Source organism: Curtobacterium citreum, from assembly GCF_006715175.1.
GTDB lineage: Bacteria > Actinomycetota > Actinomycetes > Actinomycetales > Microbacteriaceae > Curtobacterium > Curtobacterium citreum.
Genome location: NZ_VFMQ01000001.1, coordinates 1,835,083 through 1,855,256, shown reverse-complemented (window position 1 = coordinate 1,855,256; position 20,174 = coordinate 1,835,083). Strand labels below are relative to the sequence as shown.

Below are 20,174 nucleotides of genomic sequence, written 5' to 3'. Positions count from 1 at the left end.
GGTCGTGGCCTTTCAGGCGAGGACGTCGAGCCCGACGGCGCGGACGGTGGACGGACGAGGGGTGGGCTGCGGGGCGGAGGTGGGGCGTGCCTCCAGGCCGGGGTCGGACCGCAGCGGCGACGGGGCCGGGCGGTCGTCGCGACCGGGCTGCGCGCCGGGGTGGTTCTGCGACGACAGGTCGAGCGTCGTCGCGACGCCGGCGCCCGCGGCGTCGCGGCGCAGGTCCGGCAGGACCTGGCGGACCGCGTCGCGGCCCGCCTCGGACGCCGCGAACAGCTCGACGTGCATGCCGTGCGCCGTGACGTGGGCGCGGACCGTGACCGGTCCGAGCGTGTCGGGCACGACCTGGACGGTGACGACGTGCTCGCCGGTGCCGGCGTGCGCGAGCGCGAACACCGGGCGGGCGAGCTGCTGGGCGAGCGGGGCGCTCGGGGCCGGGGCGCCCGTGGTCGCCGCGGGTCCGGCGGTCGGGGCCGCCGGCGGGGTCGGGACGGTGACGGCCGGCTCACCACCGCGGGGTGCGGAGACGGCCTGGAGGATCGGATCACCCTGCTCGGTCCGCGTCGCCTCCGGTGCGTGGCCGGTCCCGCGAGACGGCTGCGCCGGGGTGGTCACGGGTACGGCCGGTGCGGTCGCGAGCGCAGACGCGGTGACCGCGGTCGCCGGCGCCGGCGCGGACGCCGTCGCCGTCGCCGTCACGGGGGCCACCGGCACTGCGGGCGCGGCGGGCGCCACAGCCGTGGTGGACGGGGTTGACGGGGTGCCCGTGGTGGCCGGGCTGCTCGTCGCCGCCGGCTCCCCGTGCGCGAGCGGCGCCCGGGCTGCTACCGGTGCCGCTGCCGTCGCAGGCGTGGGCGTGGGCGTGGTGCCCGGGTCGATCGACACCGCCGGGTTGTCGCGGACCGGGGCATGCGCCGGTGTACCGCTGGTCGGGGCCGTGGTGAGCGGAGCCGCGGTGGGCACGATCGTCGACGCCGCGACGACGGGCGTCGCGGTCACGGCCACGGGCCCCGCCGCCGTCTCGTTCGCCGACGTGGTCGAGGCCGGCGTCCCCGGCGCCGTGGCAGTGGTAGTGGCGGGTCCCGCGGGCGCGATCGACGGCACGGGCACCGGGAGCGCGGCCACGAGTGCGACCGGGAGCGCCGCGGCGGCGTCGCTCGCAGCGACCAGCTCGCCGGTCGTCGTGGTACCGGCGCCGTCGTGGTCGGTTCCGGCGTGCTCGGTCGCGGTGTGCTCGGGCTCACGACCGTCCCGGGGCGCGGCCTGGTGCGCCGAGCCCGCGACCGCGGCCATCGCGGCGCCGAAGGGCTCGGCCGAACCCGACGCCTGGCCCGGACCCGGCGCGGACGCGGGTGGCGTCGGCGCCGACCGGACGGCCGGCGTGGGGACGGTGGACACCGGGCTCATGCGGCACTCCCGCGCATCATCGACAGGAGCGCCGCGGTCTGCAGGTCCGTCGCGCTCGACGCCGCAGCGCCCGCGGACACGGCCGGGGTCGCGGGCGTCTCGGACGGGACGATCCGGCGGATGGTGGCGATGTCGGAGTCCTTGTACCAGTTGTCGACGATGCGGACGTCCTTGCCCGGGCGCGGAGCGTGCAGGACCTTGCCGTCGCCGAGGTAGATGACGATGTGCTGCTCGCCCTTCGGCACGATGAGGTCCCCGGGCTTCGCGTCGGCCAGGGACGCGACCGGCACACCCATGTCCGCCTGGTCCGGCACGACGCGGGGCATCGTGACGCCGAGGTCCTTGAACACCGTCTGCACGAGACCGGAGCAGTCCATCCCGGAGCGGGTGGTGCCGCCGAACACGTACGGCACACCGAGGTACTTCTTCGCGTCCGCGACGACGTCCGCCCCGGTCGCGCCGCTGCCGGTGGCGAGCGTGCCCTTGCCGGCGTCGACGGAGGTCGCGGGCGCTGCGGTGGCGGCGCTCGTCGCGGAGGTCGACGCGGACAGCGGGTCGTCGGCCGCCGAGGAGAGCGCGTCCGCGAACGTCGTCGAGGACGCGGCGCCGGAGGACCCGGTCGTGGTCGTCGTCGTCCCGCCGGTCACCCCGCTGCGCAGGGCGTCGATGCGGGTGCGGATCTCGTCGATGCGGGAGAGCACGGCGTCCACGCTCATCGGGCACCACCTTCCGTGCGGCGTCGAGCCGCGATCTCGTCGAGGGCGTGCTGTTCCGCCCGGAGTTCCTCGGCCGCCTGCTGGCGCGCGTGCTGCGCCTCGAGCTTCTCGAGCCCGAGCGCGGCCCGGCGTGCAGCGGTGTGCTCGGCCTGCGCGGCGTCGGCGTCCTCGCGGCGGGACCGTGCGACGGCCTCGAGCTCCTCGAGCATCCCGCGCGTCGACGCCCGGGCGGCGGCGACCGCGCTGAGGGTCGCCGCGTCCGTGATCGGCTGGGACGCCTCGCTGTCGGCCAGGTTCCGCCGGGCGGCGATACGGGCGTCCGCGGCGTCGCGCACCCGGTCGTTCGCGGCGGCGAGCACGGCGGCGGCGCGGTCCTGCTGCGCGTGCCGGAGCCGGAGCAGCCCGGCGAGGGGGAAGCGCTTCGCCATCAGCCGGTCACCCCCAGCCGCGCGACGAGCGTCTCGAGCGCGTGCCACGAGGACGCGGCGTCGGCGCGCTCGTCCATGCCCTGCTGCAGGAACGCCTCGATCGCGCCGCGGTGGTCGACCGCGGCGTCGACGAGCGGGTTCGTCCCGCGCTGGTACGCCCCGACGTCGAGCAGGTCCTGCGCCCCCTGCCGGGCGGCCATCACCTTCCGGAGGACGGTCGCCGCGGCACGCTGCTCGGGCGTCGTGACCTTCGAGGCCACGCGCGACACCGAGCCGAGCGCGTCGACGGACGGGAAGTGCCCGGTCACGGCGAGCTTCCGGTCGAGCACGACGTGCCCGTCGAGGATGCTGCGCGCGCTGTCCGCGATCGGCTCGTTGTGGTCGTCGCCGTCGACCAGGACCGTGTAGAGCCCGGTGATGCTGCCGACGCGGTCCGTCCCGGCGCGTTCGAGCAGTCCGGCGAGCACCGAGAACGTCGACGGCGGGTAGCCCCGGGTGGCCGGGGGTTCGCCGACCGACAGGCCGATCTCGCGCTGCGCCATCGCGACGCGGGTGAGCGAGTCCATCATGAGCACGACGTCGGCCCCGGCGTCCCGGAACGACTCCGCGATCCGGGTGGCGACGAAGGCCGCACGGAGTCGCATGAGCGCCGGCTCGTCCGAGGTCGACACGACGACCACCGAGCGCGCCAGGCCCTCCGGACCGAGGTCGTCCTCGAGGAACTCCCGCACCTCGCGGCCGCGCTCCCCCACGAGCGCGATGACGTTGACGGCCGCGTCGCTCCCGCGCGCGATCATCGACAGCAGCGACGACTTGCCGACACCGGACCCGGCGAACAGGCCCATGCGCTGCCCGCGCCCGACGGTCGTCAGGGTGTCCAGGACGCGGACGCCGAGCTGCATCGGCGCGTGGATGCGCGTGCGGGCCATGGCGTCCGGCGTCGGGTGGTCGATCGGGACGGCGCCGTCCGAGTCCAGGCGTCCGCGGCCGTCGATCGGACGGCCGAGCCCGTCGAGCACGCGGCCGAACAGCCCGACGCCGGTCGGCACGAGCACCGGACGCCCGGTCGGCCGTGCGGGGGTGCCGGCCGTGATGCCGGTGAGCCGGCCGAGCGGCATGCAGCGCACGCCGGTGCTGTCGGTCGCGACGACTTCGACCGCGGTCTGCGGTCCGCCGTCCGCGCCGACGGTCACGACGTCGCCGATGCGCGCGTCGAGTCCCGCGACGGTCAGGCCGAGTCCGACGGCGCTCGTCACGACGCCGACGCGCTGCGGCCCCGCGGCCGCACGGGCATCGTCGAGGCCACGGGGGCGGAGCAGCGTCGCGGTCACCGTGCCGCCTCCAGGGCCTCGCGGGCACGACCGAGCGCGGCGTCCAGGCGGGCGTCGAGCAGGCCGTCCGGCAGGTCGACGACCGCGTCCCCGTCGCGGAGCGACAGGTCGGCGACGACCGGGACCGGCAGGTCGAGTCCGGCGACGCGCGTCGCGTCCGCGGGGCTGGTCCGGACCGCCAGGGCGACCGTGCGGTCGACCAGCGCGAGCGCCCGCCGGACCGTCGCCTCCGCACCGTCCGCGCCACGGTCCTCCAGGCCGGCTCCCGCCCCGTCGGCGTCCGCCGCCGTGTGGTCACCGACCGTCTGCCGGGAGGCGCGCACCGCGTACCCGACGACGGCCTCCGCCAGGTCCAGGGCCGCGTCGACGAGCGAGTCCTCCGCGTCCGCCAGGACGGGCGCCACCTGTGCCAGGAGCGCGTTCGTGGCGGCGTCGAGGACCTGCACCCGGCGGGCGGTCTCCGCCTGCAGGGCCGCGACGCGCGCGGCGTGCTCGGTCTCGAGGCGCGCGTGCAGCGCCGCGGTCTCCGCCTGGGCGGCGCGCAGCCCGGCCGCGTAGCCGGCGGCGTGCCCACGGACGTCGGCGGCCGCGGCGCGGTCCCGCGCGACGGTGCCGTCGAGCACCGGGTACGCGACGCGCTGCAGGACGGGGTCAGTCAACGAGCTCGTCCTCCTCGGTGCGGTGCACGGTGATGACGCCCTGCGCCTCGAGCTCGCGCACGGAGCGGACGACCTCGGCGCGCGCCTCCTCGACCTGGGACACGCGGACCGGCCCCATCGACTGCAGTTCGTCGTCGAGGAGCTGGCGGTTGCGCTCGGAGACGTTCGCACGGATGGTCTCGACGACCGGGCCCGGAGCGCCCTTCATGGCGGTCGCAAGGAGCTTCGAGTCGATGCCGCGGAGCACCTGCTGGATGTCCCGGGACTCGAGCTTCACGATGTCGGTGAAGGTCAGCATGCGGGAGCGGATGTCCTCGGCGAGCTCCGGGTCACGCGCCTCGAGCCCCTCGAGCACGGCCTTCTCGGTGGCGACGTCCGAGCGGTTGATGATGTCGACGAGCGGGGCGATGCCGCCGACGACCTCGACGCTCTCGCGCGGGGAGACGACGGCACCGGCGCGCTGCCGGAGCACCCCGGCGACGATGCCGACCGCCTCGGGCGTGGCGCTGCCCATCGTGGCGAAGGCCTGGGCGACGTCGGTCCGCACGCGCTCGTCGACCCCGGCCAGGACGGCACTCGCCTGCGCGGGCTTGAGGTGCGCGAGCACGAGGGCGATCGTCTGCGGGAGCTCGCCCTCGAGCAGGCTGACGACCTGCCCGGGCTCGGCGTCGTCGAGGAACTCGAACGACTGCCCGGCCAGGTTCGACGCCAGGCGGTCCATCACGCCGGCGGCGCGCTCGGAGCCGAAGGACGCCTCGAGCAGCCCGAGCGCCGCGTCCTTGCCGCCGCGCTTCTGCACGTGGCCGCGCTGGGTCATCCGGTGGAACTCGCTCATCGTCCGGTCGACCACGGTGTCGTCGACGCGGCGCATCCGGACGATCTCGGCCGAGATCTCCTCGGCCTCGAGCTCGGTGAACTGCTTCATCACCTCGGCGGCGCGCTCGGTCTCCATCTGCATGAGGATGAGGGCGACCTTCTGCGCGCCGGTGAGGGGACGCTCGGCGGCGGTCCCGCCGCCCGCCGGGGTGTTCCCGGCGGCGGCACTCCCAGCGGCGACCGGCACGACGCCGCTCACACCGGGGACCGGTCGTCCAGGAGCCCGCGGAGGAGCTCGGCGGTGCGCTTCGGATCGCGCTCGGCCAGGGCGGAGATGTCCTGGCGGCGGCGCTCAGCGCTGATCTCGTCGGTCGTGAGGACCTCGGTCGGGGCGTCGTCGTGCGGCAGGGTCGGGAGCGCGACCGTCGGGGCGTCCCCGGCGGACAGGCCGGTCCGCTCGGCGTCGTCGAGCGCGAGCGGCAGCTCGAACGTCTCGCCGGCGAAGGCGTCGAGCTCGCCGACGTCGACCGCCTCGCGCTCCTGGCGACGGCCGCGGCGGGCGAGCACGATCGCCAGGACGATCGCGGCGGCGAGCACGGCGACGACGATGCCGGCGGTGCGGATCGCGGACCACATCGACGCCTGCTGGTCGGCCTGCTGCTGCGCCTCGAGCGCCTTCTGCGCGTCCTGGGCGGCGGAGCGGTCGAAGTCCATCACCGCGACGCGGACCTGGTCGCCGCGGACGTTGTCCACCCCGGCCGCCGCGGCGACGAGGTCGTTGACGCTCTGCAGGTTCGCGTTCTTCACGGCGTCCGCGCGGGAGTTCAGCGCGACGGAGATGGTCTGCCGCTGCACGCCCCCTGCCGGGATCTGGGTCGTCTCGGTGGTGTGGTCGACGGCGTTGTTCTTCGTCGCGGACTCGTTCGTGTACCCGCCGGTGCCGTTCGCCGCCGTGCCGTTCGGGACGGCGACGTTGTCCGGGCCGAGGACGCCGGTCGCCCCCGCCGCCCCGGCGGCGCCCGCGCCGTACTGCTCCTTGGTGCTCGACTCGTTGAGCGCGACCGGCCCCGATGTCGGGGTGGCGAAGCTCTCGGACGTGCGGGTGCCGGACTGCTCGTTCATCGTCGCGGAGACGACGACGCTCGCGTTCCCGGCGCCGAGGGTCGTGTCGAGCAGGTCCTGTATCTTCTTGCTCGTGGTGGCGTCGTAGTCCGCCGCCTGGTCCTGCCCGCTGCCGGTCGCGCCGGTGCCGACGGCCGACAGGGTCTGGCCCTTCGAGTCGACGACGGAGACGTCGGTCGGCTGCATGCCCTCGACGGCGGCGCTCGTCAGGTGCACGATCGACTGGACCTGCTCGGTGGTGAGCTGCTTGCCGTTCTCGGTCGCGACGAAGACGGACGCGGTGGGGTCCTTCTCCTCGGACGTGAACACGGTCTTCTCCGGGATGGCGAGCTGCACGGTCGCGGTCTGCACGCCGTCCATCGACGAGATCGTCTTCGCGAGCTCGCCCTCGATGGCGCGCTTGTAGGTGACGTCCTGCTGGAACTCGGAGCTCGTCACGCCCATCTTGTCGAGCAGCGAGTAGCCGCCCTCGTTCGACGACGGCAGCCCGTTCGACGCGGCCTTGAGCCGCTCCGAGTACACCTGCGCCTGCGGCACGAGGATCGTCGCCCCGCCGTCGCTGAGCTGGAACGGCACCCCGTCGGTGGTCAGCTGGTCGGTGATCGAGCTCGCGTCCTTCGCGGCGAGGCCGGTGAACAGCGGCGCGTAGGTCGCCTTCCCGAGCCAGCTCGCGAGCGCGATGCCACCGAGCACGACCGCCGCGATGCCGATGATCGCGATGGTCCGCTGCGCGGCGGAGAACCCCTTGACGTAGGCGACGAGCCGGGCCCACGTGTCCTGGACGGCGGCGGGCATCAGGCCTGCATCCGCATGATCTCGTTGAACGCGTCGACGCCCTTGTTCCGCACGGCGGCGACGAGCTCGAGCGTCACCTGCGCACGCGTGGCGGCGATGGTCGCGTCGTGGATGTCGTCGAGGTTGCCCGTGACGGCCTTGAGCGCGAGCGTCTTCGAGGTGCTCTGCAGCTGCTGCAGGCCGTCGACGGCGTTCGTCAGGCTGCCGGCGAAGCCGTCGCCGGCGCCGGTCGCCCCGGTCGTGGCGTCGGCGCCGCCGAGGCCGCCGGTCCCGGTCACGTCGGACGTGCTCGGGAACGCGCGGGTCATCGCGTTCGTGGTAACACCGTTCACGGCGTCGATGGGCATCAGTTCTTCCCGATCTGCAGTGCCGCCTCGTAGGCGGTCTTCGCCCGGTCGACCACCGCGGCGTTCGCCTGGTAGCCACGCTGGGCCATGATGAGGTCCGCCATCTGCGTCCCGAGGTCGATGTCCGGCATCCGGACGTAGCCCTGCGCGTTCGCGAGAGGGTTCTCCGGGTCGTAGGTGACCCGGCCGGCGGCGCTGCCGAACGCGGCGCCCTCGACGTAGGCGCCGGAGGTCCCCGCACCCTCCTGCACCTCGACGTACCGGGCCTGGAAGGCGGAGTCGTCCATCGAGCGGACGGTGTTGACGTTGGCGATGTTGTCCGAGATCGCGTCGAGCCACTTCCGGTGCACGGTGAGGCCGGTGCTCGCGATGCCGATCGCGTCGAAGGTCGTCACGAGCTCGTCCGCATCGCCGCGCGCACGCTCGTCAGTTCGCTGTTCATCGCCTGCGTGGCGAACTGGTACCGCAGCACGGTGTCGACGTTGGAGAGCGTCTCCTGGTCGAGGTTGACGTTGTTGCCGTTGGTGTTCGTCGGCTCGAGGCTCCGCGCCGTCGTCGCCGCGGTGTGACCGTCGCCGTGCACGATCGACTGCGCGAGCGCGTCCTCGAACTGCACCTTCTCGGCGTGGTAGTTCGGCGTGTTGATGTTCGCGATGTTGTTCGCGATGGTGCGCTGTCGGAGCGACAGGCCGTCGAGCGCGCTCTGCAGCGCGGCGCTCGTCACGGAATCGAACACTGGTCGACCGTCCCCTTCGGCAGCGGCGTCCCGAGGGACGTCGCCGGTTGGCGGGTGGCCGATCCGTGGCCGAACTGGTGAGCGATCCGTGCTCGACGACCGCTGTCGGCGTGCCGCCCCGGCTCGTTAGTCGTCGCCCCGAACGGGGGTGGCGGGCGTGGGTGGGTGGCGGCCCGACCCGCGTCAGGCGGACGCGTCGAGGTACACCGACCCGCGCGGCTCCCGCGTCGCCGAGACCGCGCGGAGCGCTCCGAGGTGCTCCAGCACCTGTCGCCGCTCCGCTTCGAGCGTCGCCGTCCGGTCGCGCTGCGCCGCCAACAGCCGGGAGGCACGCCCCACCAGCTCCCGCGGCACCGGTCCCAGCCCGGTCGGCTCCGACCACGCGGGGCCGCCCGCCACGGTCAGGTCGCGTTCGAGCGCGTCGAGCACCGCACCCCACGCCGCGAGGTCGGCGCCGGGCCCGAGGTCGGGGTCACCCTCGCCGCTCGGCTCAGGCGACACCGAGCGCTCCCCCGGTCGCACCCGGCAGCGGACGGGTCGCGGGCAGGGCGGCGGCGGCCTCGTGCCACGACTGCCGGAGCGGCTCGAGGATCCGGATGCAGTCGCGGGTGGCCTGCACGTCGCGGTGCACGTTCGCGGTGATGAGCGAGGTCGACGCGTAGTTGTAGATCGCGAGCAGGCCCTCGCCGCCGTCCCACACGTCGATGCGCAGCGTCGACGACAGCTCGCCGACGATCGCCTGCGCGTGCAGGAGCTGCTCGCGGGCGGCGTCCCAGTCGGCACCGGTCTGCGCGGCCTCGGCGCGGTGCAGGTCGAGCATCAGCCGGTCGTACAGCATCGTGACGAGCTGCGCCGGCGTCGCGGAGAGGACGGCCTCGTTCGTGTACTGGGCCCGGCGCTGGTCGGTGACCGTCCGCGGCTGGGCGGCCTGGCGGAAGGCGGCGGACTGCAGGTCGAAGGCGTTCATGGTGGCTCCCGTCAGCTCGACGACGACAGGGTCGCGAGGTGGCTGGCGATGAAGGAGGACTGGGACTGCAGGTTGCTCAGGCTCGTCTCGAGCGCCGCGTACTGCGCCTGCAGGGTGGCCCGACGCTGCGTCAGGCGGTCGGTCCAGCTGTCGATCTGGGCGCTGAGGTCCGTGGCGACGGACTGCTGCCCGGTGATCGACGTCGTGATCGACCCGGTGTACTTGTCGGACGCGGCCGTCGCGGCAGCACCGACGTTCGTGGCGACGCCGGACAGCACGGCCTGCGTGCCATCCGGGTCGTCGGCGAGGGCCTTCTGGAACGCCGCGGCGTCGAAGGTGAAGTCGCCGTCCTTCGTGATGACGATGCCGATCGACGAGGGCGACTTCCCGTTCACGGGGGTCGACATCGTCGAGGTCAGCCGCTGCACGACGTCGCGGGTGGTGGCGTCGCCGGTGAGCACGCCGGCGGTGGTCGACGTGGTGCCGGTGGTCGGGCTCGTGGTGCTCGTGACGGCGGTGTTCGTGCCGTAGTACGCGGTGATCGCGTTGAGCGCGTCGACCAGTCCGGACGCGACGCCCTGGGCCTTCGAGGTGTCCTGGCCGATCGTGACGGTGACCGGGTCGCTCGAGGGCGCCGACACCGTGGCGTCGACGCCGGGGAGCAGGTCGGTGAAGGTGTTCGTGGCGCTCGTGACGGTCTGCGCGGCGTCGGTCCCGGCCCACAGCGTGACGCTCGCGTCCTTCGCGGCGGTGACCACCGCGGCGCCGGTCTGCGTCAGGACGTTCGTCGCGGTCCCCGCGGTCACCTGGTCACCCGTGCCGCGGTACACCTGGAACGCCGAGGCGGCGCCGGTCTTCGTCGCGGTGAGCTGCAGTCGGAAGAGCTGCGTGCCGTCGGTCGCGGTCCCGGCGGCGACCTTCGTCGCGGTGACCCCGGCGGCGGCACCGTTGATCGCGCTGACGGCGTCGTCGAGCGAGCCGGACGCCGGGGTGACGCTGGTCTGCTTGCCGCCCGCCCCGACGATCGTGATCGGCTCGGCGTCGGACGCCCACGTGGACATCGCCGCGGTCACGCCGACCTGTGCGGTCGCCGTCGCACCGATGGTGAACGACAGCGATCCAGCGGCGGCGGAGTCTCGCGTCGAGACCGTGGCCGCGGTCGAGGAGCTCTTCGCGGTGAAGACGTCGAGGGAGGTGAGCTTCGCCGCGTCCGTCGCCTTCGACGCCAGGGTCTGCACGAGCCCGTTGATCGTCTGCAGCGACGAGATGAACGAGTTCGTGTCGGTGAGCTTGTTCTTGAGCAGGGTCTGCGGGACCTGCTCGATGGTCATCAGCGAGTTGATGAGGTCCGTCGTCTTGAGACCGCTGACGAGACCGTCGATCGCGAGGCTGCTCGCGGAGGACACGGAGGACATCGAGGGCTCCCTGCCGTCGGGACGTCGTGGAGGGTGGTGACGCCATCACCCGAGGGCCTGGACTCCCCCGGATGACGGCGTCGAGTGCTGCTAGCGCAGGAGCGAGAGCACGCCCTGCGTGCTCTGGTTCGCCTGCGCGAGCATCGAGGTGCCGGCCTGGCTGAGGATGTTGTCGCGCGTGTACTTGACCATCTCCTCGGCCATGTCGACGTCCGTGATGCGGGACTGCGCAGCGGTCAGGTTCTCCTTGGCCACGTTCGTCACGTTGATGGCGTGGTCGAAGCGGTTCTGGATCGCACCGAGGTTCGAGCGAGCCGACGAGACCTTGGCGATCTGCTGGTCGATCAGGGTGATCGAGGCCTGCGCCTTGTCCGCCGTGTCGAACGCGAGGCCACCGGTGACGGGGGCGCCCGCGGTGCCCGCCGCGACGCCGGTGCCCGGCGCGGTGACGTCGACGGTGCCGCCGTTGTTGGCGGTGACCGTGATGCCGGTGCCGGCGCCGTTCGCGTCCTTGTCCACCGTGACGGTGAAGTTGGCCGAGAAGTTCGCGTCCGCCTTCAGCGCGTCCGCGTAGCCCTGCACCGAGGTGAAGGTGCCCGCTGCGCCGAGGTTCGCGGTCGTGACGGTGGTCTCCTCGCCGCCGTTGGTGACCTTGAACGACGCCGCACCCGCGAGGGCGGAGACGTCGGCGATGGCGAACTTCGTGCCGGTGCCGGTGCTGCCACCGGCCAGGTTGTCGACGATGTTCTGCACGTTCGCACCCGACAGGTCGACCGCGATCTGGCTGTCGGCGCCCGCGTTCGCCCCGACCTGGAACTTCAGGGTCGAGTTGTTGTTGAGCAGCGACGTGCCGTTGAAGTTCGTCGACGACGCGATGCGCCCGAGTTCCTTCTGCAGCTGGCCGACCTCGGTCTTGATCGCGTCACGCGACGTGGCGTTGTTCGAGTCGTTGCCGGCCTGGACGGCCAGGTCGCGCATGCGCTGGAGGATCGAGTGGGTCTCGGTGAGGCCACCTTCAGCGGTCTGCACGACGGAGATGCCGTCCTGCGCGTTGCGGGCGGCGACCGTGAGGCCACCGACCTGCGACTTGAGTCCCTCGGAGATCGTCAGACCGGAGGCGTCGTCCGCAGCACGGTTGATGCGGAGACCCGTCGAGAGCTTCTCGAGGGACTTCGACAGGTCGTTCTGCGTCGAGTTCAGGTTCCGGTACGTGTTGAGTGCCGAGAGGTTGGTGTTGATGGACATACCCATGGTGGTTTCCTCCGTGAATCCTTGGGTGGTGGTGTCTGCCCGTCCGTGGGCTGACACTCGTGACTCTCGACCGACCGACCGGGGTCGTTAGGTGCGAGACGGAAAAGTTCTAGCCGGCCGCGACCGCGCTCGGGGTCGACGCGTCGTGCACGGCCCGCGCGACCCCGGCGGCGGCGTTCGCTGCGACCCGGGCGAGGTAGGCGCTACGGCGGGCGGCGGTGGTCCGGGAGACCGGTTCGACGGCCGTCCCGTCGCCGTAGTGCTCGGCCATGCCGTCGTGCAGCAGGCGCATCGCCTCGGAGCGCTGCTGCGACACCGCGGAGTGGGTGATCCCGAGCTCGGCGGCGACCTCGGTCACCGAACGGTCGCCGAAGTACACGTTCTCGACGACGAAGCGCATCCGGTCCGGCAGCGCGGCGACCGCGGCGCGCAGGTAGCGGCGCTTCTCCGCGGCTAGCAGGTCCTCGCCCGGCAGCGGCTGGTCGGCGGCCAGGGTGTCGTGCACGGTCTCGTCGATGGGCCCCACGGAGCGGCCGGCGTCGGACATCGCGTCGGCGGCCGTCTGCCGGTCCACACCCATCGCGTCCGCGATCTCCTGCACGCCCACGGAGCGACCGAGCCGGGCGGACAGGGCCTCCTGCGTGGCGAGGGTCTCGCGGATGCGCTTCCGGGTGCCGCGGGACGCCCAGTCGGCGCTCCGCATGTCGTCGGCGATCGCACCGGCGATCCGGGTCCGGGCGTAGGCACCGAACGGGACGCCGAGCGTGGGGTCGAAGGCCTCGGCTGCGGCGACGAGCGCGAGGGAGCCGACGGCGGCCAGGTCGTCACGGTCCAGGTGGGTGGCTCGGGAACGGACGTCGGCGACGATGTAGCCGACGAGCGGCAGGTGCTCCACGATCATCGCGTTGCGTGCGTTCCGGTCCATGCTGTTCCCCTGGTCGACCTGCGTGAGTACCGACCCGTCCGTGGGCCGCTCCCGTCCGTGGGCACGACGAGCACCGGCCTGCTGGTGGCCGGTGTGTACGCCGAGGACCGCGCGGCTCCCTCCGCGCGGCGCCCGCATCCCTGCGATGCGGTGCGCGGGGATGTCCCCCGCGCTGCGGTTCGAATGTATCGGCTGGCAATCGCCTGAGGGGGGCTTCAACCGACCCCAGTGCGGGGGTGCATCAGGCGTTCCCGCGTCGGCATTTGGGGGGACCTCCGGCAGGGAACGGGCGTTCTTGTCCCCCGTCCCGGGTGACACGACCACCGGCCTGGAGGCACGGGTCGGCTCCGCCCCGCCGGCTGCGGTCCGGCGTCGGCTTACGGCGGCGTCGGGCGCGTCGATAGGCACCCCTGTCCACCGGAAGGCGGACCGGACGACCCACACCGAACCCGATCGACCCGACCCCCGGGAGGAGCTGATGAGCGTGAACGACCTGTCCGCCGTCCTCTGGCGCGAGCGTGAACTGCTCGAACTGCTCACGTTCAAGCTCGAGGAGGAGCAGCTCCTGCTCGCCGCCGGGCGCTCCCGCTGGGTCTCCCACGCCAGCCGCGAGGTCGAGCAGGTCCTCGAACGCCTCCGCAGCGCCGGACTCGAACGCGCCGCCTCGAGCGCCGTCGTCGCCGAGGAGTGGGGTGTCTCCTCCGACGCTCCCCTGCGCGACGTCGTCGCCGCGGCGCCGGACGGCCCCTGGGGCGAGATCCTCGCCGCACACCTCGGCGCCATGGTCGAGCTGACCACCCAGATCGGCTCCCTCCGCGACGAGAACGACCGCTTCCTGCGCGCTGCCGCCCAGGCCACCGAGGAGACCCTCGCGGGGTCGGTCACCGGCGCCGCGACGTACGACGCGTCCGGTGTCCCCGCTGCCGGGTCCGAGCGCGCCCGCCTGTTCGAGGGGACCCTGTAGCACCGTGGTGAGCACCTTCGGATCCCTCGCGACCGCGTACTCCGGCCTGTCCGCCGCCCGCGCGGGCATCGACGTCACCGGGCAGAACATCGCGAACGCCGGCACCACCGGGTACACCCGGCAGCGCGTCACGCAGTCGTCCGTCCCCGTCGTCCAGACCGGCTTCGTGCACGGCACCGCGGCCCTCGCCGGCCAGGGCGTCTCCGTCGACGGCATCGCCCGGCTCGGCTCCCTGACGCTCGACGCCGGCATGCGCGTCGCGACCGGGTCCTCGGCGTGGGCGCAGACCCGCGCGACGGGCCTGTCCGCGATCGAGGACGGCACGAACGAGCCCGGCAAGGACGGTCTCTCCGCGAAGCTCGACGCGTTCTGGTCGTCGTGGGGCGACCTCGCGGCGCACCCGGACGACGCCGGCGCGGCCTCGACCGTGATCTCGAGCGCGACCGCGGTGGCCTCCGCCCTGGCGGCCGGGTCGAAGGCGGTCGACGCGCAGTGGACCACGACCCGGGCGACCGCGGCCACCCAGGTCGGGCAGCTCAACGACGCTGCGGCGCAGGTCGCCGACCTGAACGGCCGGATCCGCGGGACCCTGGCGTCCGGTGGCAGCGCGAACGAGCTGATCGACCAGCGCGACCAGCTGACCCAGCAGATCGCCGGGCTCGCGGGTGGCACGGTCCGGGCGAACAGCGACGGCACGGTCGACGTGCTCCTCGACGGGAACGCGCTCGTGCAGGGCAGCGACGCCCGTACGGTGCAGCTCGCCGGCGACACCCGGCTCGGCGGCTCGCAGGGCGTCCGGCTCGAGTGGGCGACCGGCAACGCCGGGACCGTCGCGCTCGGCGGCGGCTCGATCGGCGGCGCGCTCTCGCTCCTCGCCCCCGCATCCGGCGGCACCGGCGGCGCCCTGGCCGAGGCCGCCGCGTCCTACGACGACGTGGCCACGCGCCTCGCGACGACCGTCAACGCGGCGCACGCGCAGGGCACCACCCCGGCGGGGACCACCGGCGCACCGTTCTTCGCCATCGCGGCCGGGACCGGCGCGGCCCAGGGCCTGTCGGTCGTCCCGACAGACGGTTCCGGCCTCGCGACGCGGAACGCGGCGGGACAGCTCGACGACTCGTTCGCCGACACGCTCTCGCGACTCGGCACGGCCGCCGGGGGGCCCGACACGGCCTGGGCGACCTTCGTGGCGGGGGTGGGCAGCGCCTCCAGGACGGCCACGTCGGAGGCGACGCTCACCGGACTCGCCCTGACCAGCGCGCGCACGCAGCAGCAGTCGGGCGCGGGTGTCGACCTCGACGAGGAGAACGTGAACCTGCTGAGCTACCAGCACGCGTACCAGGGCGCGGCGCGCGTCCTGACCGCGGTCGACGAGATGCTCGACACCCTCATCAACCGCGTCGGACTCGTCGGGAGGGGCTGACCGTGATCACCCGTGTGACCACCCAGATGACCATGGCGGCCGCCGGCGAGCGGCTGCAGGCGAACGCGGCACGCGTCGCCGAGGCGACGCAGCGCGCGACGACGCTGCAGGCGATCGCGAAGCCGTCCGACGACCCGGTCGGCACCGGCTCGTCGATGCAGGTGCGGAAGGAGCAGGCCGCCGCCGCGCAGTACACGCGCAACGCGAACGACGCCGTGGGCTGGCTCGCGACCACGGACAGCACGCTGTCGAGCGCCTACTCGGTGCTCGGCAAGGTCCGCGACCTCACCGTGCAGGCGGCGAACTCCGGCACGATGGGCGACACCGACCGCGACGCGTTCATCACGCAGTTCCGCGCGCTGAAGGCCGACCTCGAGGCGACCGCGAACGCGACGTACGGATCCCGGTCGGTGTTCGCGGGCTCGTCCACCGACGCAGCCGCGTACACGCCGGGGACCGGGTTCGCGACCGCGACCACGCCCGTGCAGCGCCGGGTCGGGGACGCCACGACGATCCGCGTGGACACCTCCGGCGCCGCGGTCTTCGGGACGGGGTCGACCTCGGCCTTCGCCGCGATCGACGGCATCGTCGCCGACCTGCAGAACGGCGTCAACGTGAACGCGAAGCTCGACGACGTCGACACCGCGATCAACAGCGTGCGCTCGGCACAGGCGGACGTCGGGGTCCGGCACGCCGCGGCCCTGTCGGCGCAGGACGCGCTGAAGAGCACCTCGGTCACCCTCGAGAACCGGCGCTCGGGCATCGAGGACCTCGACCTCGCCGGCGCCGTGCTCGACCTGCAGGTGCAGCAGACCTCCTACCAGGCAGCCCTCGCCGTCACCGCGAAGGTCCTGCAGCCGACCCTGATGGACTACCTCCGATGAGCATCGACCTGACCTTCCCCGTCCCGCCGTTCGGCCTCGCCCCGTCGCCGGTCTTCTCGCTCGTGCCCGTCGAGGGCGTCGAGGGCCTGTTCGGCCTCGTCGGCGAGGACGCCCGGCTGTTCCTGCTCGACGCCGCGGTGCACCTGCCCGACTACGCCCCGGAGCTGACCGACGAGCAGGCCGCGACGATCGGCCTGACCGACCCCGCCGAGGCGATGCTCCTCGTCGTCGCGAACCCCGGCGAGGGCGGCACGACCGTGAACCTGCTCGCCCCGGTCGTCGTGAACGCCCGCACCGCCGTCGGCGCGCAGTTCATCCTCGAGGACCAGGACCTGCCGCTGCGCGCCGAGCTCGCCGCGCGGTAGGCGCACCGGGGGGACAGCACCCGCCGGTGCTCCCACTCGGGCCGGGTACCGTCTGCCGCATGGCTCGACAGCAGAAGAACGAGGCGCTCGTGCCCATGCCGCCGGCCCCGATCCGGCCCGACGACCGCGACGACCAGGACGGCCGCGTGGCTCCGGAGCGCCAGTCCGGGTGGGTGAAGATGCTCGACCGGGTGATCGCCGTGCAGCGACCCGTCGTGGTCGCGCACGTCAACGCCCTGCGCCGCCGGCACCCGCAGGCGAGCCCGGCGGAGATCATCCAGATCCTGGAGCGGCAGTACCTCACGGCCGTGACCACCGGCGGTGCCGCCGTCGGCGCGAGTGCGGTCATCCCGGGCGTCGGCATGGCCGCGGCCCTCGGGCTGAGCGGCGCGGAGACGGTCGGGTTCCTCGAGACGACGGCGCTCTTCGCCCAGTCCGTGACCGAGGTGCACGGCATCGCCCTCGACGACCCCGAGCGATCGCGCACCCTGGTGATGGCGCTCATCCTCGGCGCACCCGGCACGCAGCTCATCGAGCAGCTCGCGGGACAGGCCGCCGGCGGTCAGGTCCGCACGGCGTTCTGGGGCGAGATGGTCACGTCCACGCTGCCGAAGCAGGTCGTGAGCGGCATCGGCGGCAAGGTCCGCGACCAGTTCGTCAAGCGCTTCGCCGCCCGGCAGGGCACGTCGATCCTCGGCCGAGCGCTGCCGTTCGGGATCGGTGCCGCGGTCGGTGGCCTCGGGAACCACGCGCTCGGGCGGAAGGTCGTCCAGGCGGCACGCGAGGGCTTCGGCATGCCCCCGCGCCACTTCACCCTGGTGCTCGAGGCGAAGCCCACCAAGGAGTCCAAGGCGGCGCAGAAGGAACTCGCCCCGAAGGGGCGGTCCCGCCGCCGCGCGCGTCGGGACGAGGACCTCTGGTCCGACACGCCGTCGCGCGACGCCCTGGACTGACGCCCGGACGGACGGGAGGCACGTGGCTACCCCGCCCCGCGCCTCCCGTCCGACCGCTGGTCGCGACCGCGTCAGCTGCGCCGCACCGGCGTCCGGACCACCTGACCGGCGTGCGCGAACCCGCCGCCGAACCCGAACAGGAGCGTCGCCGCGCCCTCCGGCAGCTCGCCGCGCGACCAGGCCTTCGACAGTCCGAGCGGCACGCTCGCAGCCGAGGTGTTGCCGGACTCGACGACGTCCCGGACCACGAACTTGTCCTGCCCGCCCAGGGCCTCGACCAGCGGCTCGATGATCCGCAGGTTCGCCTGGTGGAACGCGAACACCTCGATGTCGTCGAGCGTCATGCCCGCGGCCTCGACGACGGCGCGGGCGTGGCCGGCGGCCTCGGTGATCGCCCAGCGGTAGATCGAGCGGCCCTGCTGCGTGAAGTACTCCGGGTCCTTCGTGACGAGCACCGCCTCGTTCAGGTGCGGCACGCTCCCCCACGACACCGGCCCGATCTCGGCGGTGTCCGAGGCGCCGAGCACCGCGGCACCCGCACCGTCGCCGACGAGCACGCACGTCGACCGGTCGGTCCAGTCGGCGATGCTCGACAGCGTCTCGGACCCGATGACGAGCGCGGTGTCCGACGCCCCGACGCGGATCGACTGGTCGGCGAGGGCCATCGCGTACTCGAAGCCGCTGCAGGCCGTGTTGATGTCGATCGGCGCCGGCCCGTTCGCCATGCCGAGCGCCGCGGCGACCCGGCCGGCGGTGTAGGGCGCACGGTCACGGTGCGTGGTCGACGCGACGATGACGAGCCCGATGTCCGACGGTTCGAGTCCGGCGTCCGCGATCGCGTTGCGGCCGGCCTCGATCGCCATCGACGTGACGGAGTCGTCGGGGCCAGCGATCCGACGGGTCTTGATGCCGGTGCGCGTGGTGATCCACTCGTCGTTCGTGTCGACCATGGTCGAGAGCTCGTCGTTGGTCAGGATGCGCGCGGGCTGGTGGTGTCCGAACCCGAGGATCCGGCTGCCACGGAGTGCTGGGGTGTCCATCCGCGGCACGCTACTCCCCTCGGTGCGCTCCACATGCCCGAGCAGGAATGCGCCTCAGTCCTCCCGGGCGGCTGCGGTGGCGCGGTCGTTCGCCTTCTTGATCGCCTCGACCAGCTCACCCTTGTCCATCGTCGAGCGGCCGTGCACGTCCAGGCGGCGCGCGACCTCGAGCAGGTGCGCCTTCGTGGCGTTCGCGTCGACGCCGCCCTGGGTCTCACCGGAGCCGCGGGTGCCGGCGGCACCCTCGTCGGACGGGCCGGCGGACCCCTTCGCCTCCCAGTGGTCGCCGACCTTCTCGTACTCGTGCTTGACCGCGGCGAAGGCGGTGCGGTGCGCACGCTCCCCCGGTCCGTAGGTCTCGTTCGCGGAGTCGAGCGCGGCGGCGTACACGTCCTGCGCGTGCTGCGGCGACCGGCGGAGTGTGCTGGGGATCTCGTCCTTCGCGGGCATCGGGGTTCCTCTCGTGGTTCGGGCCGTCGTCCTGACCTTCCGTTGTACCCCGCACCGAGACCGGTACCCTCAGGGCCTGGCGCGCCCAGCGCCCCGGGCGTAGACCGGGGCCATGGACTACACACACCTCGGACGGACAGGGCTGTCGGTGTCGCGGGCGGTGCTCGGCACCATGAACTTCGGACCGGAGACCAGCGAGGACGACTCCCACGCGATCATGGACCGGGCGCACGAGCTCGGCGTGAACTTCTTCGACACGGCCAACGGCTACGGCGGCTCGGTGGGCAAGGGCGCCACCGAGGAGATCATCGGCCGCTGGTTCGCGAAGGGCGGTGGCCGCCGCGAGAAGACGGTCCTCGCCACGAAGGTCTACGGCGAGATGATCGACTGGCCGAACGGCGGCAAGCTGTCGGCGCTCAACATCCGGCAGTCGCTCGACGCGTCGCTGCGCCGGCTGCAGACCGACCACGTCGACCTGTTCCAGATGCACCACGTCGACCGGGACACCCCGTGGGACGAGATCTGGCAGGCGATGGAGCTCGCCGTCGCGCAGGGCAAGGTGCTCTACGTCGGTTCCTCGAACTTCGCGGGGTGGCACATCGCCCAGGCCCAGGAAGCCGCGCGGCACCGCAACTTCCTCGGGCTCGTCAGTGAGCAGTCGATCTACAACCTCGTCGTCCGCGACGTCGAGCGCGAGGTCCTCCCGGCCGCCCGGCACTACGGCCTCGGGCTCATCCCGTGGTCCCCGCTGCAGGGCGGGCTGCTCGGCGGCATCATCGAGAAGACCGAGCAGGGTTCCCGTCGGCTGAGCGGCCGCAGCGCCGAGTACGTCGAGGGCCACCGCGACCAGCTGTCTGCCTACGAGTCGTTCGCGAAGGAGCTCGGGCACACCCCGGGTGAGCTCGCCCTCGCGTGGCTGCTGCACCAGCCGGGCGTCACCGCCCCGATCACCGGCCCGCGCACGATGGAGCAGTGGGAGTCCGCCGTCCGCGCGACCGACATCCGCCTCGACGACGCGGCGCTGGCGCGGCTCGACGAGCTGTTCCCGGGGCACGAGACCTCACCGGAGGACTTCGCCTGGTGACCTAACCGCGGCGTCCTCGCTCGCGCCGTCCACGCCGACGAACCACGGATGCGACATCGAACCAGGCCGCAGGGCCGGTTCGATGTCGCATCCGTG

23 protein-coding genes are annotated in these 20,174 nt (G+C 73.3%); 6 read left to right on the top strand and 17 right to left on the bottom strand.

What is annotated here, in order from left to right:
• Positions 1-12 precede the first annotated feature (12 nt).
• The 15 genes from FB462_RS17330 to FB462_RS08675 form a co-directional block, all read right to left on the bottom strand.
• Entirely contained in the window at positions 13-1,407 is a 1,395-nt protein-coding gene (locus FB462_RS17330; RefSeq protein ID WP_167510056.1) for a flagellar hook-length control protein FliK, read from the bottom strand.
• Positions 1,404-2,123 (bottom strand): C40 family peptidase, encoded by a 720-nt coding sequence (locus FB462_RS08740; RefSeq protein ID WP_141861405.1) that lies wholly within the window; start codon positions 2,121-2,123, stop codon positions 1,404-1,406. Before FB462_RS08740 ends, FB462_RS17330 begins: the two co-directional genes overlap by 4 nt.
• Positions 2,120-2,551 (bottom strand): flagellar export protein FliJ, encoded by a 432-nt coding sequence (locus FB462_RS08735; RefSeq protein ID WP_114851056.1) that lies wholly within the window; start codon positions 2,549-2,551, stop codon positions 2,120-2,122. Before FB462_RS08735 ends, FB462_RS08740 begins: the two co-directional genes overlap by 4 nt.
• On the bottom strand, positions 2,551-3,882 hold the full coding sequence (locus tag FB462_RS08730; protein WP_141861394.1) for a FliI/YscN family ATPase: 1,332 nt from the start codon (positions 3,880-3,882) through the stop codon (positions 2,551-2,553). Before FB462_RS08730 ends, FB462_RS08735 begins: the two co-directional genes overlap by 1 nt.
• The gene (locus tag FB462_RS08725; protein WP_141861392.1) at positions 3,879-4,541 is read right to left on the bottom strand and encodes a FliH/SctL family protein; all 663 of its coding nucleotides are present in this window, start codon (positions 4,539-4,541) and stop codon (positions 3,879-3,881) included. The genes FB462_RS08730 and FB462_RS08725 overlap by 4 nt, the downstream gene beginning before the upstream one ends.
• Positions 4,534-5,616 (bottom strand): flagellar motor switch protein FliG, encoded by a 1,083-nt coding sequence (gene fliG / locus FB462_RS08720; protein WP_257222115.1) that lies wholly within the window; start codon positions 5,614-5,616, stop codon positions 4,534-4,536. The genes FB462_RS08725 and fliG overlap by 8 nt, the downstream gene beginning before the upstream one ends.
• Positions 5,613-7,274, bottom strand: coding sequence for a flagellar basal-body MS-ring/collar protein FliF (gene fliF, locus FB462_RS08715; RefSeq protein WP_141861390.1), 1,662 nt, complete (start codon positions 7,272-7,274; stop codon positions 5,613-5,615). The genes fliG and fliF overlap by 4 nt, the downstream gene beginning before the upstream one ends.
• Positions 7,274-7,621 (bottom strand): flagellar hook-basal body complex protein FliE, encoded by a 348-nt coding sequence (gene fliE, locus FB462_RS08710; protein WP_175326171.1) that lies wholly within the window; start codon positions 7,619-7,621, stop codon positions 7,274-7,276. The genes fliF and fliE overlap by 1 nt, the downstream gene beginning before the upstream one ends.
• Positions 7,621-8,016, bottom strand: coding sequence for a flagellar basal body rod protein FlgC (locus FB462_RS08705; RefSeq protein WP_141861388.1), 396 nt, complete (start codon positions 8,014-8,016; stop codon positions 7,621-7,623). Before FB462_RS08705 ends, fliE begins: the two co-directional genes overlap by 1 nt.
• On the bottom strand, positions 8,013-8,357 hold the full coding sequence (locus FB462_RS08700) for a flagellar basal body rod protein FlgB (RefSeq protein WP_058741146.1): 345 nt from the start codon (positions 8,355-8,357) through the stop codon (positions 8,013-8,015). Before FB462_RS08700 ends, FB462_RS08705 begins: the two co-directional genes overlap by 4 nt.
• 183 nt (positions 8,358-8,540) lie before the next feature.
• On the bottom strand, positions 8,541-8,858 hold the full coding sequence (locus FB462_RS08695) for a hypothetical protein (protein WP_058741147.1): 318 nt from the start codon (positions 8,856-8,858) through the stop codon (positions 8,541-8,543).
• A complete protein-coding gene (locus FB462_RS08690; RefSeq protein WP_141861387.1) occupies positions 8,848-9,324 on the bottom strand; it encodes a flagellar export chaperone FliS in 477 nt (158 codons plus the stop codon). Before FB462_RS08690 ends, FB462_RS08695 begins: the two co-directional genes overlap by 11 nt.
• An 11-nt stretch (positions 9,325-9,335) precedes the next feature.
• Positions 9,336-10,739, bottom strand: coding sequence for a flagellar filament capping protein FliD (gene fliD, locus FB462_RS08685; protein WP_141861386.1), 1,404 nt, complete (start codon positions 10,737-10,739; stop codon positions 9,336-9,338).
• 90 nt (positions 10,740-10,829) lie between these two features.
• The gene (locus FB462_RS08680; RefSeq protein WP_058741149.1) at positions 10,830-11,990 is read right to left on the bottom strand and encodes a flagellin N-terminal helical domain-containing protein; all 1,161 of its coding nucleotides are present in this window, start codon (positions 11,988-11,990) and stop codon (positions 10,830-10,832) included.
• Positions 11,991-12,099: 109 nt separating this feature from the next.
• Positions 12,100-12,915, bottom strand: a complete 816-nt coding sequence (locus tag FB462_RS08675; RefSeq protein WP_141861385.1) for a sigma-70 family RNA polymerase sigma factor — start codon at positions 12,913-12,915, stop codon at positions 12,100-12,102.
• Positions 12,916-13,393: 478 nt separating this feature from the next.
• Here FB462_RS08675 and FB462_RS08670 point away from each other — a divergent pair, with 478 nt between their 5' ends.
• From FB462_RS08670 to FB462_RS08650, 5 genes are read left to right on the top strand one after another with little or no spacing between them, the layout of a single operon-like run.
• On the top strand, positions 13,394-13,879 hold the full coding sequence (locus FB462_RS08670; RefSeq protein WP_141861384.1) for a flagellar protein FlgN: 486 nt from the start codon (positions 13,394-13,396) through the stop codon (positions 13,877-13,879).
• A 7-nt stretch (positions 13,880-13,886) separates the two neighbouring features.
• Positions 13,887-15,302, top strand: coding sequence for a flagellar hook-associated protein FlgK (flgK, locus tag FB462_RS08665; protein WP_141861383.1), 1,416 nt, complete (start codon positions 13,887-13,889; stop codon positions 15,300-15,302).
• A gap of 2 nt (positions 15,303-15,304) precedes the next feature.
• Positions 15,305-16,186 carry a flagellin N-terminal helical domain-containing protein gene (locus tag FB462_RS08660; protein ID WP_141861382.1) on the top strand — a complete coding sequence of 294 codons (882 nt, stop codon included), beginning with the start codon at positions 15,305-15,307 and terminating at the stop codon, positions 16,184-16,186.
• The gene (fliW, locus tag FB462_RS08655; protein WP_114851048.1) at positions 16,183-16,551 is read left to right on the top strand and encodes a flagellar assembly protein FliW; all 369 of its coding nucleotides are present in this window, start codon (positions 16,183-16,185) and stop codon (positions 16,549-16,551) included. Before FB462_RS08660 ends, fliW begins: the two co-directional genes overlap by 4 nt.
• Positions 16,552-16,610: 59 nt before the next feature.
• The gene (locus tag FB462_RS08650) at positions 16,611-17,504 is read left to right on the top strand and encodes a hypothetical protein (protein WP_188868837.1); all 894 of its coding nucleotides are present in this window, start codon (positions 16,611-16,613) and stop codon (positions 17,502-17,504) included.
• A 71-nt stretch (positions 17,505-17,575) separates the two neighbouring features.
• Here FB462_RS08650 and FB462_RS08645 read toward each other — a convergent pair whose 3' ends face one another.
• Complete coding sequence (locus FB462_RS08645; RefSeq protein ID WP_141861381.1) at positions 17,576-18,544, bottom strand: beta-ketoacyl-ACP synthase III; 969 nt, start codon at positions 18,542-18,544, stop codon at positions 17,576-17,578.
• Between the two features lie 54 nt (positions 18,545-18,598).
• Complete coding sequence (locus tag FB462_RS08640) at positions 18,599-18,994, bottom strand: ChaB family protein (RefSeq protein WP_141861380.1); 396 nt, start codon at positions 18,992-18,994, stop codon at positions 18,599-18,601.
• 112 nt (positions 18,995-19,106) lie between these two features.
• Between FB462_RS08640 and FB462_RS08635 the strand changes: the two genes are divergently transcribed.
• Positions 19,107-20,078, top strand: a complete 972-nt coding sequence (locus FB462_RS08635; protein WP_141861379.1) for an aldo/keto reductase — start codon at positions 19,107-19,109, stop codon at positions 20,076-20,078.
• Positions 20,079-20,174: the final 96 nt, after the last annotated feature.